The sequence below is a fragment of the Halorhabdus sp. CUG00001 genome, from assembly GCF_009797925.1.
Taxonomy (GTDB): Archaea; Halobacteriota; Halobacteria; order Halobacteriales; family Haloarculaceae; genus Halorhabdus.
The window spans coordinates 710,695-724,277 of sequence record NZ_VOLB01000001.1; the positions used below are offsets into that span (position 1 = coordinate 710,695).

The window sequence follows — 13,583 nt, forward strand, 5'->3', positions numbered from 1 at the left end:
GCCGGCGAACTAAACCGTGCCGCTCCACCCCAGGTGCTTTCCCACCCTCCTGGCGGTCGGCCGAACTGACGGTCTATTTGAGGGTAGAAGCGCAACGGAGAGTCATGGTCGACTTTCAATCCCGGGACACACGTCGAGGGCGGTCGGACGACGAAGCCGAGACACGGACCGGAGACGAGCGCGACGAGCAGTCAAACGGGTCTTCGAGTGACCCAGCGACTGCGAAGCCGGACGAGCAGCCACGCAGTGTCGAGACCGGAGTGTTCGTGCTCCGTATCGGCGATGGCGCAGACGAGATGGCTGCCGATCCAGTGGCCGTCGTCATCGACGCGCTCGACGGTGACGGCCGAACCGTCGCCGGGCAGGATACCGTCGAATCCGGATTCGACGCCGTCCAGACGGCAATCGACCGGGTTGTCTCCCGTCGGGACGTCGACGTCGTCCTCACTGTCGGTGGCACGGGCGTCGGTCCATCGGACGCAACTGTCGAAGCCATCGAACCGCTCTGGGAGAAAGCGATGCCGGGGTTCGGTGAGCTCTTTAGGGTGAGCTATCACGAACAGGTCGGCCCTGAGGTTATCAGCATGCGGCCAACGGCAGGTATTATCGACGACGTCCCCGTATTCTGTGTCCCCGGCGAGGCCGACGCCGCTCGCTTTACCGTCTCCGAGATCGTCCTCGAAACGCTCGATGGACTCCTCGAAGACGTGGCTGACCCATCGTAGCGACGCCGACACTTTTGGCTACCCCGGTCCTCCCGTCTCCCATGGCCACCGAACTCGACGACGGAATCTGGTGGTTCGACCTTCGCGGCGTCAACGCCTACCTGCTGGTCGCGGACGGTTCCTCGGCCGACGAGACACACCGAAGCGACGACGTGACGGTGATCGACGCGGGCGCTCCCTGGACACGCCGGGCGCTGTGTCGACAGCTCACCGAGGCCGGGTTCGATCCGCGTGACGTCGATCGGATCGCACTCACCCACTACGACCTCGATCACGTCGGCGGTCTCGGCGCGCTGGGATTCGACTGTCCAATCTATGCCGGCCAGCCGGACGCTGCGATCGTTCGGGGCGATCGCTCACCCGGCTGGAGCGACCGGAAAGCGGCCTTTCAGTCGCTTGCCCATCCGCTCACGACGGCGCCAGACCACCCTGTCGAAACGATAACAGAGGGGGACACGGTGGGCGCACTCGATGTGTACACGACGCCTGGACACACCCGTGGACACGTCACGTACGTCGATGCGTCCCGATCGGTCGCCTTCATCGGCGACCTCGTCAGGGAATCGGGCGGCCGACTCGAAGCGTCACCGTGGGCACTGAGTTACGACACGTCGGCACTCGCGGACAGCATTCGTCGGCTGGCCGAACTGGACCTCGACGTTGACGTTCTGGCGATGGGACACGGCACACCGTTCGTCGAAGGGGCCAGTGAGCGGCTGGCAGACCTTGCCGCGCGGCTGTAACTGCGCGGCATGGCCGGCCACGAACTCCACACACGCGTTGGCTCTCGAAAACGAGCGGTGGGATCCGTCCACCGTACCAGCCAAAACGAGTCTGTCCGCCAGGAGACGTTACTCCAATTCCTCGGCGACGGCCTCGGGATCGAGCAGCCGCGGATCGACGACCAGATCAGCCTGTCGAGTGGCAAACTCAGGCAACGACCCCTCCGCGTAGACGACGACTCGGACGTCCGGATTGTGGTCTTTCGCGACCGCAATCGAAGTAGCCTGGCTCATCTCGGTCAGGACGTACGTCTCAGCCTCGACGATCCCTGCGTCCGCAAGAGACTCGCCAGTCCCGACGTCGACAGTCGTCACGTCGTGGCCTTCTTCCTCGATAGCACTGGCGATCTCGGTGTCGTCCACACCGGCGACGATTACCTTCATCTTACTCGTACTCGATTGTCGCGGGCGGTTTGTGTGTTACGTCGTAGACGACACGCGCGACCGACTCGTTTTCGCCAGTGATACGACTCTGGATGCGCTGGAGGGTCTCCCAGTCGATCTCCTGGGCGCGGGCGGTCATGCCGTCGCGGGACTCGACCGAGCGGACGGCCACAACCCAGCCGTGGACGCGGTTGTCGCCTTTGACGCCAGTGGCCTTGCCGATCACTGCGGCCAGCGCCTGCCAGGGGTCGTATTCTTCGAGTTCTTCCTCGACGACGTGGTTGGCCTCCCGCGCAACTTCGAGTTTCTCCTCGGTCACTTCGCCGATGATCCGGACGGCCAGTCCCGGCCCGGGGAACGGCATTCGCTCGCTGATGATCGCCTCTAAATCGAGTTCCCGAGCGACTTCCCGAACCTCGTCTTTGTAGAGGTCAGCCATTGGTTCGACGATGCCGTCGAAATCGATGCGTTCAGGCAGGCCGCCGACGTTGTGATGGGACTTGATCGTCCCTTCACTCTCGATGCGGTCGGGGTAGATCGTCCCCTGGACGAGGTGGTCGGCGTCGACCTCCTCGGCGACTTCCTCGAACTCGCGGATGAACTGCTCGCCGATCGCGTGGCGTTTCTCTTCGGGGTCGGTGACGCCCGCGAGTTCATCGAGAAAGCGGTCTTTGGCGTCGACGATCCGAAGACTGTCCATGTAGTCGAAGGTCTCGCGGATCTGGTCGGTCTCGCCTTTCCGCATGAGGCCGGTGTCGACGTAGACTGGCGTGAGTTGATCGCCGACGGCCTCGTAGGCCAGGGCGGCAGCAGTCGAGGAGTCGACGCCACCGGAAAGGGCAATGACGGCCTCGTCGGCACCGATTGCTTCGGCGATCTCGGCTTTTGCCTCGGGGATGAACGACTCGACGTCGACCATCAGTGTTCGACCTCCGCTGGCGCGTGTTCACGCTGGTCGAGTACTGCTTCGACGAGTCCGACGAACGGTGGCGACGCGCGGGTCGGCCGCGACCGGAACTCGGGGTGGAACTGGGTCCCGAGGAAGTACGGGTGCTCGTCGGTCGCGAGTTCGAGAATCTCCATGCGTCGGCCCGAGACGCCCGAGAAGGTCATGCCGGCCGCTTCGAGGTCCTCGATGTACTCAGGGTTGACCTCGTAGCGATGGCGGTGGCGTTCCCGACAGGTGGTGTCGTCGTACAGGTCAGCAGCGAGTGTGTCCGGGTCGATTTCGGTCTCTTGGGTCCCCAAGCGCATCGTCCCGCCCATATCTTCGACACCCTCCTGTTCGGGCAGGATGTCGATGACGGGGTGGGGTGTCTGTTCGTCCATCTCCGCCGAGTGGGCACCGTCCAGATCGAGGACGTTGCGTGCGAACTCGACGACAGCCATCTGGAAGCCAAGACAGAGCCCGAGGAAGGGGATATCGTTCTCGCGGGCGTAGCGGATCGCCTCGACCTTGCCTTCGGTCCCGCGAGCGCCGAACCCGCCAGGAACGACGACGGCATCCACGTCCGCAAGTTGGCCGTCGTGGCCGTCCGCCAGATCCTCCGAATGGATCCACGTCGTCTCGACGTCGACGTTGGTCTCTAAGCCAGCGTGCTTCAGCGATTCGTGGATCGAGAGATACGCGTCTTCCAGCCCGTACTTACCGACGAGAGCAACGTCGATCGAGCCGCTTTTCTCCTGGGTGACCAGTTCGCGCCAGCCGTTCTTCCGTTCGTCTTTCGGGAGGGCCTCCTCGGCCAGGTTGAGTTGCTCCATGACGTACTCGTCGAGTCCCTCGTCCTCGACGACCAGCGGGACGCGATAGATGTCCTCGACGTCGGGATTCGAGAAGACGGCATCCGTCGGCACGTCACAGAACAGGGCGATCTTCTCTTTGACGTCCGGGTCGAGTTTGTCCTCACACCGGCCAACGAGAATGTCCGGCTGGAGGCCGATCGATCGGAGTTCCTTGACGCTGTGTTGGGTTGGTTTCGTTTTCTGTTCGCCGTTTTTCGAGTAGGGCACCAGCGTGACGTGGGTAAAGAGAATATCGTCGTCGTCTTCCTCGTGGGCGAACTGCCGCAGGGCTTCGAGATAGGGCATGCCCTCGATGTCGCCGACGGTGCCCCCGACTTCGATGAGACAGACGTCGCTTCCCTCCGCGACCTCCCGGATGCGACGCTTGATGTCGTCGGTGATGTGCGGGATGATCTGGACGGTGCGACCGAGATAGTCGCCGGCGCGTTCTTTCTCGATGACCTCTCGGTAGACCTTCCCCGTGGTGACGTTGTGATCGGAGGTCATGTCGATGTCGAGGAACCGTTCGTAGTTCCCCAGGTCCAGATCGACTTCGCCCCCGTCTTTCAGGACGTACACCTCGCCGTGCTGGTAGGGGTTCATCGTCCCGGCGTCGACGTTGAGATACGGGTCGATCTTGACCGCAGTGACGTCGAAGCCGGCGTTGGCGAGCAAGCGGCCAGTACTCGCGGCGGTAATGCCTTTCCCCAGGCCTGACATTACCCCGCCGGTGACGAAAATGAACTTCCGTCCCAGCTCCTGATCGTAGTCGGTTTCGGGCTCGTTCGGCATACCGACGGTGGGCGTGCCCGGACCTAAACCGTTTCGGGAACGGCCGGGTTCGGTGGTCACTGGCACGGATAAGCGATGGACCAACGAGTGCGACTTTTAAGACGGCCCATCCCTAACAGACGCCCATGGGAATCCTCTCGCGCGCCTCCTACGTCATCCGGTCGAAGGTCAACACCCTTCTGAATCGGGCCGAAGACCCCTCCGAAACGCTCGATTACTCCTACGAGCAATTACGGGACGAACTCCAAGACGTCAAACAGGGGATTGCGGATCTGACGACCCAGAAAAAGCGCTTAGAGATCCAGAAACGCCGGCTCGAAGAGAACGTCGAGAAACACAACGACCAGGCTCGGGAAGCGGTCAAGCAGGATCGTGAGGATCTGGCCAGGCGAGCCTTAGAGAAGAAAAAGCAGAAGATGAACGAGATCGAGGAGTTGGAGAGTCAGATCGCCGACTTACAGGCCCAACAGGACCAGCTCGTCGAGCAGAAAAGCGAGCTCCAGGCCCAAGTCGAGCAGTTCCGGACCAAAAAGGAGACGATGAAAGCTCGCTACGAGGCTGCAGAGGCCTCCGCCCGTGTCTCCGAGGCGATGTCGGGTGCCGGCGACGAATTCGAGGACGTCGGCCGGGCAATCGATCGGGCACAGGAACGAACCGAAGAGATGGAAGCCCGTGCGTCCGCGATGGACGAACTACGCGACAGCGGTGCCTTCGACGACGCGATTACCGACCAGGACCAACTCGACCGCGAACTGGCTGATTTACAGTCCGACAGTGAAGTCGAATCCGAACTAGAGACCCTCCAGGCAGAGATGGGCGCAGAGACTGGAGCAACTGAGGCGACGACGGCCGACGAATCAACGACGACACAAGCAGCTGGCGACGTCGACGGTGAGGGAGAAGCAGTCGATACGGATGCCATCGACGAGGAGCTAGAGACACTCAAAGACGAAGAAGCGTAGCGGAATAGTTCGGCATCGTGCCACACGGAATCTGGGTTCGTCGTGGCTCGCTGGCACGAGCGTCGACGGTTGTGTGATCGCATTCGGCACGCTTTTTACCGGCCGTCGGGAGTCTATGCCTATGCGACTACTGTTCATCCACTCGGACCATCTGGAGTTCGAGACGACCGACAAGGCAGGCGGCGGTGACCTCGCCGAAACCGAGGGCGTCCCGATGGAGGGACGCATGGAAGACTGCGTGACGGTGTTCATCAGCGTCGAGAGCGACGACGAGGGCGACATCGAGGGCGTCGTCGAGAACGCACTGACGGAACTACAAGACGTCACCGACCAGCTCAACACGACTGACGTCGTGCTGTATCCCTACGCCCACCTCAGTGACGACCTGGCCGCGCCGGACGCTGCAAAGGACGTCATGCAACGGCTCGAAACGGAGATGGAAGCCGCTGGCTACACCATCCTCCGTGCGCCGTTTGGCTGGTACAAATCCTTCGAGGTCTCCTGTAAGGGCCACCCGCTCTCGGAACTGTCCCGCCACGTCGCTTCCCATCGCGACGAGGACGAGGGAGGCAAAGCCGATGGCGAACCCGACCGTGAGCCAAGTGACTGGAAGGTAATGACGCCCGAGGGAGACGTTCAAGACGCCGTTGCGGCGAAGGATTCGGTTGGCGAGGACCTCACGGCGTTCATCGAAGACGAAGTAGAGGGCATCCTCAGCAACGAGGGCGAGGAACCACCACACGTCGACCTGATGCAGGAGAAGGGCCTGGTCGGCTACGACGAACTCTCAGACGTCGGTAACCTGCGATGGTATCCCCGTGGGAAACTCATCCGGGACGCTCTCATGGAGTACGTCAACGATCTGGTCGTCGAGTACGGCGGGATGCCCGTCGAGACGCCGATCATGTACGACCTGGGCGCCCGTTCGATCGACGAACACGCCGGGAAGTTCGGCGAGCGCCAGTACCGCTTTGAGTCGGGCGATCGCCGGATGATGCTGCGCTTTGCGGCCTGTTTCGGCCAGTTCTCGATCATGCGAGACATGCACATCTCGGTCAACGATCTGCCGATGCGGATCTACGAGATGTCGACCTACTCGTTCCGTCGTGAACAGAAAGGCGAGGTGACCGGCCTCAAGCGTCTGCGCGCGTTCACGATGCCGGATATGCACACGGCCACGGAGGACATGGACCAGGCACGGGAAGAACTGCGCAAGCAAGCCGAACTCGCCCTCCAGACCTCCGAGGACCTCGGCATCAACTACGAACCCGCCCTCCGGATGACTCGCGAGTTCTACGAGGAAAACGAGGCGTGGGTCGAAGATGTCGTCGCCGAGCTCGGGAAGCCATCGCTCGTCGAGATCATTCCCGAACGCCACCACTACTGGTCGGCGAAGATCGACTTCGCCGCCATCGACGGCCTGGGCCGGCCCATCGAGAATCCGACGGTCCAGATCGACGTCGAGAGCGCAGACCGGTTCGACATCGAGTACACCGACGGCACCAATACGCACAATCCACCGATCCTCCACTACTCGCCGTCGGGCGGGATCGAGCGCGTGCTGGCTGCTCTCTTAGAGGACACCGCATCGATGGAGACACCCCAGTTGCCGACGTGGCTCTCGCCGACGCAAGTACGATTTATCCCGGTCAATCCCGATTCGCACTTGGAATATTGTGAGGGCCTCGTCGACGACCTCGAAGCTGCAGACGTGCGGGCCGACGTCGACGACCGCGACGAGTCGGTCGGCAAACGGATCGCTCGGGCCGAGACCGACTGGGTACCCTACTACGTCGTCGTCGGTGATCGAGAGATCGAAAGCGACGAACTCGGCGTCAACGTCCGACTCGACGACGACGAGATCGATATGACGCCCGCGGAACTGCGCGAGCGCGTCCTCAACGATGTCGAAGGGCTCCCACAGCAACACCGCTACCTGCCCCGCCACGTCAGCGATCACCCGAACTTCACCGGTCGATAACCCGCTCGCTCTCGCGATTTTCGCCGTTCGACTCCGCGAGGGCTCCCTCTCGAAAGCGTAACTTTCGTCGCGTGGTACCGTGGCACGTACAACTATTTACTAGGCCCGTGAAGATCTAGGTGGTCATGTACGATACGATCCTGGCGCCGACCGACGGCAGCAGCGGGACCGCGGCAACGCTCGAACACGCCATCTCGATTGGGGCGGACAACGATGCGACGATTCACGGACTGTACGTGCTCGACCGGCGGATGTACCTCGCCGCCGAGAAGGAAGCCCAGGACGAAGTGATCGACTCACTCCGGGAAGACGGCGAGGCCGCGCTCGATCGTCTCCGGACGCAAGTGGCAGACGCCGACGTTCCGATCGAGACGGCGCTTCGGAAAGGGATCCCACATCGAGATATTCTCCGATACGGCGAGGAGATCGGCGCGGATCTGATCGTCATGGGTACGCACGGTCGCACCGGTCGAGACAGACTTACCAATCTCGGCAGTGTGACCGAACGCGTCGTCGAGAACGCGACCACGCCAGTGCTGGTCGTCGACATCGCCGAGGAGTGAACGCGGTGGAGCCGGGCGGGTCAGTGCCGCTGTACGTACGTATTTGTGGGGGGCCGGCGAACGGACCCACAATGACTGGGCCGATCGACCTCGTTGCCCGCTCGCTGCGGACCGAAACGACAGCCCCCTTTCGTGAACGACTCCACGAGCAAGCGGCGTTCCTGCGAGAACAACTCGATGCCGGCAGACTGGAGACGGCGGACTTTGCGATCGGTCTCGAAATGGAAGTCTATGCGGTTGGGGCTGGTGACGATGGCCACGCTCTGGCCACGATCCCGGCCGATTTCTTCGGCGTCGACGACCGCATCAGCAAGGAATTGGGTCTTCACAACGCCGAGATCAACACCGACCCCGTGGCTCTCCGGCCCGGCGGGTTCGAGCGCCAGTCGACGGCCGCAGCAACTGGCCTCGAACGGGGACGTGAGGCAATCGGAGACGACAGGACGCTCGTGACGGACGCCATGTGGACGATCCCGCCTGCACGCGGGAGCGATGCGTACCTTTCGGCCCACGAAACGCGTGACGGACTCACGATCGCGACGCACATGCGGTCGAATCCACGCTACTACGCGATCGACAACGAGGTCCTTGACCTGACCGACGGCGCGGTGCCGTTGGACGTACCCGGTGTCTCCCGCTCGTTTCCCAGTATCCTCTTTGAATCTCTCGCCACGTCGATCCAGCCACACCTCCAGATCCCCGACGTTGGGGCGTTTCCAGCGTATTTCAACGCCGCAATCCGGACGCTCGGGCCAGTCCTTGCGCTGTCGACGAACGCGCCGTTCATGCCACCGGATCTGTACGACGACGGTATCGATCCGTGGGACTTACTCGAAGAGACACCACACGAACTGCGCATCGCCGTCTTCGAGCAGTCGGTCAACCACAGCGAGCACCCGAAAGTCCGCGTTCCCGACGACATTGCCACGACAGCGGACGGTATCGACCGCGTCGTGGCCGACGATCTCTATGCCCCGTTCCTCGCTGACTGGGCCAACGGCCACGACGACGAAACCTTCAGCGCCCAGTTTCCCGAATTCGAACACAAGCGGGGGACCTACTGGCGCTGGGTCCGAGCCGTTATCGGTGGCGATCCAGTCCCCGAGGCCGGCGACGAGCGCTCGATCCGTCTCGAATACCGTCCGCTCCCGACACAGCCGACGGTTGCCGACAATATCAGCCTGCAGGCCCTGACGGCTGGCTTACTGCTCGGCCTCGTGGATGCTGAACATCCCGTAACAGAACTTCCCTGGACGGACGCTCGGGACAGTTTCTATGCCGCCGCCGAAGATGGCCTGGGAGCCGACCTGCAGTGGGTGGACGCTGACGGGGAACGAACGACAGACAGCGAGACGATCTTTGCAGAAGTATTCGAGTACGCGCGCCGTGGCTTGGCCGTCCAGGGCTTTGCCGACAGCCGGATCGACGAGGTGCTCGGCCCGATCGAAGCGCGGTGGACCCAGCAATCGACGCCGAGCCAGTGGAAGCGTGAGACGGTTCGACGCCGGCTTGCCGACGGGGCGACATTGGAGAGCGCGATTCGGGAGATGCAACGGGAGTACGTGCGCCACAGTCAGCGGACGGACTCTTTCGCCGAGTGGCTGGACTAAATCGCGTACAGCGTCGTCGTCCAGAAGTCCCAGAAGGCATCTTCGAGGGCGTCCTCGGGATCGCCGGTCGCGTCGACAGCTGCTGTGGCGTTTGCCTCGGCGGCGACGTCACCCAGCACCGAGCGTTCACCGACGACATAGAGGCGGTCTGTCGTCCGCTCGTCGAGTGCGGCCCGGCAACGATCGAGGTGATTGTCGATCTGTTCGTCACGCAGGCGCTCGAAACGGGCCTGTGAGAAGCCCCCCTTCGAGTGGTTGCGCCCGAGGTCGCTGTCGAACCCGTGAAACGCGACTCGTTCTCGACCACGATATTCCCCCATCGCGAACAGATCGGACCGGACCAGCGCCAGGGTAAACTCGCCAGTCGGCTCGAACAGTGAGCGATCGATGTCGAATCCAGGTCCCCACTCGACGAACGGCATCGGTGTGATCGGCGGATCGAGTGCGACACTGCAAACGCCTGCATCGTCAGTGAGTGCAAAACAGGGGCTTTTCTCGGCGATGAGTGGAGCTCGGTCACCGAAGGCCTCACGAACGTGGGCCGGAACGGCTCCGTTGCCGATGAACGCTGTGAGCGCTCTGTCTGGGCCGGCGTCGATGGATTCGAGTCGATCCAAGACGGCGGTAAGGCGCTCTCCCTGAAGGCGCTCGCGGTGCCGAACGGAGAGGTCACGATCCGTGTTCTGTAAGCGCTCGATCCGGTCTTGCAGTTGGGCAACTTTGTCTTCGAGCTCGTTGACGCGGCGCTGGGCCGCTTGGCGCTCCGTCACCGCGTCTGCCCGTCGGTCCGATTCGGCCGCTAGTTGCTGCTGTAGATCTTCTTTCTCGGATTCGAGTGCCTCGATCCGTGTTTTGAGGCTCTCTCTCCCGAGTAGCTTATCGAGCATTACTTCGATCCGACAGCCCGAGCGGCTTAAATCCCAGCAGGCTCGTTGGCGACGCCGACCAGCGCAAGGAGTTGCTCTGCCCGGTCTTCGGTCGCCAGGAGCACCTCCCGTAGCGCCGGTGGGTGCTCGACGGGTGTATCTGTCAGCACGTCTGGCGGTACGGCAAGCGTGTCACTGGGGACCGATCGCGCACCGGTCACGGGAAAGTGTCGCGATCCGAGTTTCATCACGAGCGGGTGTCCGTCCGAAGCGGGTGGGGACTGGCCGTACAATTGCGTGTGGACGTGCTGGTATTGCTGGTCGCACATGACTGCAGTCTCTCGTTTGCCGGACTGGACGTACAACCGGCCGAGATAGTACGACCGTGAGAACTGTTCAAACATGCGGTACACTAACATGTACCATACCAAGTCGAAAAAGCGTTTTGACTGCGGCGGTCATTGCCGCCCGCGGGCACGACGCTACGTCAGCCCCATCAAGGGCGCTTTCGACACATTCCCGCAGTCACGAGATCCATCGAGACAGCGCTATAAACGCTACTGGACAATTAGCACGTGTTACGTTGATGAATGAACAGCACGAACGAAGCTCTGGGTTTTAGTAGATACCGGTGGGACGATTGGGTATGACCGTCCGAGCCAGCGTGTTCGTCACACTCGTCGTCGCGTCACTTGTCGTTGCCCCGGCGCTGGCGTTTACGGGTGGGGGATCGCTTACCGCGGTGTCACAGTCAGCCGATGCGCCATCGGACGCAACACCATCGACAGAGGCGAACACGACGGCGACCAACGAAAGTTCGCCATCACTTGGCAGCCAGCTAAGTGCCTTCATGCAATCGAACGCCGTCGAGGCGAACGCATCCGTCGAAACCGGGATGTGGGCTGCCAGTGTTCGGGCTAATGCATCCGCGGCGAATCGCTCCGTGTCGAACCGCATTCGCACGCTCGAAGGCCGTCTAAACCGACTCCAGACTCGTTTGGATCGCTTCGAGAACGGCAGTTCCGATGTCGCTGGGCCGGCCAAGGCCGCCCAGGTGTCGAGACTCGCAGCTCAAATCCGGACATTACAGTCCGCAATCAACGAGACTGATCGGGTCGCAACGCAGACAGGTGTCAACACCACACGACTCGAGTCGCTACGAACGCAGGCCGCAAACATGACTGGCCGAGAGGTCGCCTCCATGGCCCGGAATCTCTCCGCTGGGCCGCCTGATGCCGTTCCCGGTGGCCCGCCCGCCGGTGCCGAACGCGGCCCACCGAACGGGACCGCTGGGCCACCAGCCACTGACGAGCAAGGCCCGCCGAACGGGACCGCTGGGCCACCAGCCACTGACGAGCAAGGTCCACCGAACGGGACCGCTGGGCCACCAGCCACTGACGAGCAAGGTCCACCGAACGGGACCGCTGGGCCACCAGCCACTGACGAGCAAGGCCCGCCGAACGGGACCGCTGGGCCACCAACCACTGACGAGCAAGGTCCACCGAACGGGACCGCTGGGCCGTCATCCGGGCCGGGAGACGGGACGACTGAAACCGATCATCCGACAAACGGGGCCGACGATGCTGCGGAAACTGGGGATACTGGACAGTCGAGCGACGATACTGGGTCGTCGAAAGACTCCGGCGGGAAAGACAGCAAAGATACCGATACTCCAGGCGGGAGTAGCCAGGGTTCGAGCGGTGGACCGGATTCGAACGGGGCGGCGACAGGATCTGACGACCACGGTCGCGACCGACCGAACTGAGCGGTTCTACGCGCCGGGGCGTTCTCATGGAGACATCCCTCACATCGTCTGTTGTCGCGTCAATACGGTTTCGACCACGTAGGAAAGAGTTATCAAGGGTAAGAGGTAACGTCACGTAAATGGACTCCGCGGAGTTGCTCGATTTATTGGGGAATGCAAATCGGCGACGGATCCTCCGTCTGCTGGCGCGCAAACCCTGCTTCGTCACCGAAATCAGCGACTACCTCGGTGTCAGTCCAAAAGCCGTCATCGACCATCTTAGACAGCTCGAAGAGGCGGGGTTAGTCGAGAGCCGAACCGACGATCGGCGCCGCAAGTACTTTTATATCTCTCGGGGGTTCCGGCTCGAAGTCTCGGCATCTCCCTACAGTTTCGGGACGAAAACGGCCTATCCCGCGAGTTCGGGCTTGGATATGGCCTCTTGCAGACATCTCTCGATCGATGTCGATCCCGATGGGGCCGGAAATCTCTCTGAGCTAGCGATCGAACTCCGACGACTACGGCGACTCCAGAACGAACTTTCGTTGGCACAGCGATGGGTCCAGGGCCGACTAACCGATGTCATGGAAGGGATCGGCGATCATATCGACGACGACAGTCGGATCGTCGTCGAAGTGATGGCAGCATTGGCTGACCAGCCAACTGACATCGAAGATATCAGTCGCGAAGTCGAAGTACCACCCTCGGTCGTCGAAGACGTGTTACACACCCTAGAGTCACGTGGTGTCGTCGAGCAGGATGGCCAGCAGTGGCAACTCGACGGGTGAGGCCGTCACTGGCCCTCGATATCTGTCGTCATGCCGGTTCGGAGGTCACGCCCGAAGTAGTGGCCAAGCAGTGCCGCGATCGCACCGCTTCCGGCGCCGAAGATCGCGAGTAATTCGCCTTGTCCCACGACGGCGACGACCATGAACTTCGAGATCGTGCCCAGCGCTGCCGTCGCCGCACCGGCGAGTGTAAATTCGAGATACGATCGACGTGAACCAAACACGCCCGCGACGAATGCGGCGGTAAAGATCCCGCCAAGCGCCGCGAGCGAATCGAAAAACGGGATCGCAATGCCAAACCCAATTGCCCCCAAGACGCTCCCCGCGAGCGCGAGCAGAAACGAGCGAATCGAGAAGATGCGACCGAGCTGGGGGCGAACCGAGACCAGCCCGCCCAGCCGTGCGCGAATGCGGGCGAGACGACCGCCCGATGGCGCAGTCGCGTCTTTGGCCGCGTCCTCGGGCGTGTCCAGTAACTCTTCGAGGTCAGTGTCTCCCATGGATTCCTCGCCACGCGAGAGCTGATCGGACCGCTCTGCCATACTGTCTCTCAGTTCCTGGGAGACTTGGACTTTGCCCCCGGGCGAGAAAGATGGTTTCAAGT

General features: G+C 62.2%; 14 protein-coding genes. 8 read left to right on the forward strand and 6 right to left on the reverse strand.

The features are described from left to right. Nucleotides 1-104: 104 nt before the first annotated feature. Both FR699_RS03545 and FR699_RS03550 read left to right on the forward strand, forming a co-directional pair. Nucleotides 105-725 carry a molybdenum cofactor biosynthesis protein B gene (locus FR699_RS03545; protein WP_158854077.1) on the forward strand — a complete coding sequence of 207 codons (621 nt, stop codon included), beginning with the start codon at nt 105-107 and terminating at the stop codon, nt 723-725. 41 nt (nt 726-766) lie between these two features. Continuing rightward, nucleotides 767-1,468 (forward strand): MBL fold metallo-hydrolase, encoded by a 702-nt coding sequence (locus tag FR699_RS03550; protein ID WP_158854080.1) that lies wholly within the window; start codon nt 767-769, stop codon nt 1,466-1,468. A gap of 108 nt (nt 1,469-1,576) precedes the next feature. Here the strand turns inward: FR699_RS03550 and FR699_RS03555 are convergent, their stop codons facing one another. Genes FR699_RS03555 through FR699_RS03565 form a run of 3 tightly spaced genes read right to left on the reverse strand, consistent with a single transcriptional unit; the run spans nt 1,577 to nt 4,465 of the window. Then, nucleotides 1,577-1,891: a CTP synthetase gene (locus FR699_RS03555; protein ID WP_158854083.1), complete on the reverse strand. Its 315-nt coding sequence runs from the start codon at nt 1,889-1,891 to the stop codon at nt 1,577-1,579. A gap of 1 nt (nt 1,892) precedes the next feature. After that, complete coding sequence (guaA, locus tag FR699_RS03560) at nt 1,893-2,810, reverse strand: glutamine-hydrolyzing GMP synthase (protein WP_158854086.1); 918 nt, start codon at nt 2,808-2,810, stop codon at nt 1,893-1,895. After that, on the reverse strand, nt 2,810-4,465 hold the full coding sequence (locus tag FR699_RS03565; protein ID WP_158854089.1) for a CTP synthase: 1,656 nt from the start codon (nt 4,463-4,465) through the stop codon (nt 2,810-2,812). The genes guaA and FR699_RS03565 overlap by 1 nt, the downstream gene beginning before the upstream one ends. 125 nt (nt 4,466-4,590) lie before the next feature. On the opposite strand from FR699_RS03565, the gene FR699_RS03570 reads away from it, so the two are divergent. From FR699_RS03570 to FR699_RS03585, 4 genes are all read left to right on the forward strand, one after another. After that, nucleotides 4,591-5,427 (forward strand): PspA/IM30 family protein, encoded by an 837-nt coding sequence (locus FR699_RS03570; RefSeq protein WP_154551771.1) that lies wholly within the window; start codon nt 4,591-4,593, stop codon nt 5,425-5,427. Nucleotides 5,428-5,548: 121 nt separating this feature from the next. Continuing rightward, nucleotides 5,549-7,408 carry a threonine--tRNA ligase gene (locus FR699_RS03575; protein ID WP_158854092.1) on the forward strand — a complete coding sequence of 620 codons (1,860 nt, stop codon included), beginning with the start codon at nt 5,549-5,551 and terminating at the stop codon, nt 7,406-7,408. 125 nt (nt 7,409-7,533) lie between these two features. Then, nucleotides 7,534-7,971, forward strand: a complete 438-nt coding sequence (locus tag FR699_RS03580) for a universal stress protein (protein ID WP_154551769.1) — start codon at nt 7,534-7,536, stop codon at nt 7,969-7,971. 71 nt (nt 7,972-8,042) lie between these two features. Then, entirely contained in the window at nt 8,043-9,581 is a 1,539-nt protein-coding gene (locus FR699_RS03585; RefSeq protein ID WP_158854095.1) for a hypothetical protein, read from the forward strand. Here the strand turns inward: FR699_RS03585 and FR699_RS03590 are convergent. Next, complete coding sequence (locus FR699_RS03590) at nt 9,578-10,468, reverse strand: Vms1/Ankzf1 family peptidyl-tRNA hydrolase (protein ID WP_158854097.1); 891 nt, start codon at nt 10,466-10,468, stop codon at nt 9,578-9,580. The two genes, FR699_RS03585 and FR699_RS03590, sit on opposite strands and share 4 nt — an antisense overlap. A 26-nt stretch (nt 10,469-10,494) precedes the next feature. Further along, a complete protein-coding gene (locus tag FR699_RS03595) occupies nt 10,495-10,851 on the reverse strand; it encodes a DUF5802 family protein (protein ID WP_154553199.1) in 357 nt (118 codons plus the stop codon). Between the two features lie 242 nt (nt 10,852-11,093). Between FR699_RS03595 and FR699_RS03600 the strand changes: the two genes are divergently transcribed. Together FR699_RS03600 and FR699_RS03605 are read left to right on the forward strand one after the other, a co-directional pair. Then, nucleotides 11,094-12,212, forward strand: coding sequence for a hypothetical protein (locus FR699_RS03600; protein WP_158854099.1), 1,119 nt, complete (start codon nt 11,094-11,096; stop codon nt 12,210-12,212). Nucleotides 12,213-12,331: 119 nt separating this feature from the next. Next, nucleotides 12,332-12,979 carry a metalloregulator ArsR/SmtB family transcription factor gene (locus FR699_RS03605; protein ID WP_154551765.1) on the forward strand — a complete coding sequence of 216 codons (648 nt, stop codon included), beginning with the start codon at nt 12,332-12,334 and terminating at the stop codon, nt 12,977-12,979. 5 nt (nt 12,980-12,984) lie between these two features. On the opposite strand, the gene FR699_RS03610 is transcribed toward FR699_RS03605, so the two are convergent. After that, a complete protein-coding gene (locus tag FR699_RS03610; protein ID WP_158854102.1) occupies nt 12,985-13,521 on the reverse strand; it encodes a hypothetical protein in 537 nt (178 codons plus the stop codon). Between the last annotated feature and the right edge of the window lie 62 nt (nt 13,522-13,583).

Coding starts and splice junctions, on each gene's coding strand:
- FR699_RS03545 (WP_158854077.1), top strand. CDS start 105: ATGGTCGACTTTCAATCCCGGGACACACGTCGAGGGCGGTCGGACGAC.
- FR699_RS03550 (WP_158854080.1), top strand. CDS start 767: ATGGCCACCGAACTCGACGACGGAATCTGGTGGTTCGACCTTCGCGGC.
- FR699_RS03555 (WP_158854083.1), bottom strand. CDS start 1,891: ATGAAGGTAATCGTCGCCGGTGTGGACGACACCGAGATCGCCAGTGCT.
- guaA (WP_158854086.1), bottom strand. CDS start 2,810: ATGGTCGACGTCGAGTCGTTCATCCCCGAGGCAAAAGCCGAGATCGCC.
- FR699_RS03565 (WP_158854089.1), bottom strand. CDS start 4,465: ATGCCGAACGAGCCCGAAACCGACTACGATCAGGAGCTGGGACGGAAG.
- FR699_RS03570 (WP_154551771.1), top strand. CDS start 4,591: ATGGGAATCCTCTCGCGCGCCTCCTACGTCATCCGGTCGAAGGTCAAC.
- FR699_RS03575 (WP_158854092.1), top strand. CDS start 5,549: ATGCGACTACTGTTCATCCACTCGGACCATCTGGAGTTCGAGACGACC.
- FR699_RS03580 (WP_154551769.1), top strand. CDS start 7,534: ATGTACGATACGATCCTGGCGCCGACCGACGGCAGCAGCGGGACCGCG.
- FR699_RS03585 (WP_158854095.1), top strand. CDS start 8,043: ATGACTGGGCCGATCGACCTCGTTGCCCGCTCGCTGCGGACCGAAACG.
- FR699_RS03590 (WP_158854097.1), bottom strand. CDS start 10,468: ATGCTCGATAAGCTACTCGGGAGAGAGAGCCTCAAAACACGGATCGAG.
- FR699_RS03595 (WP_154553199.1), bottom strand. CDS start 10,851: ATGTTTGAACAGTTCTCACGGTCGTACTATCTCGGCCGGTTGTACGTC.
- FR699_RS03600 (WP_158854099.1), top strand. CDS start 11,094: ATGACCGTCCGAGCCAGCGTGTTCGTCACACTCGTCGTCGCGTCACTT.
- FR699_RS03605 (WP_154551765.1), top strand. CDS start 12,332: ATGGACTCCGCGGAGTTGCTCGATTTATTGGGGAATGCAAATCGGCGA.
- FR699_RS03610 (WP_158854102.1), bottom strand. CDS start 13,521: ATGGCAGAGCGGTCCGATCAGCTCTCGCGTGGCGAGGAATCCATGGGA.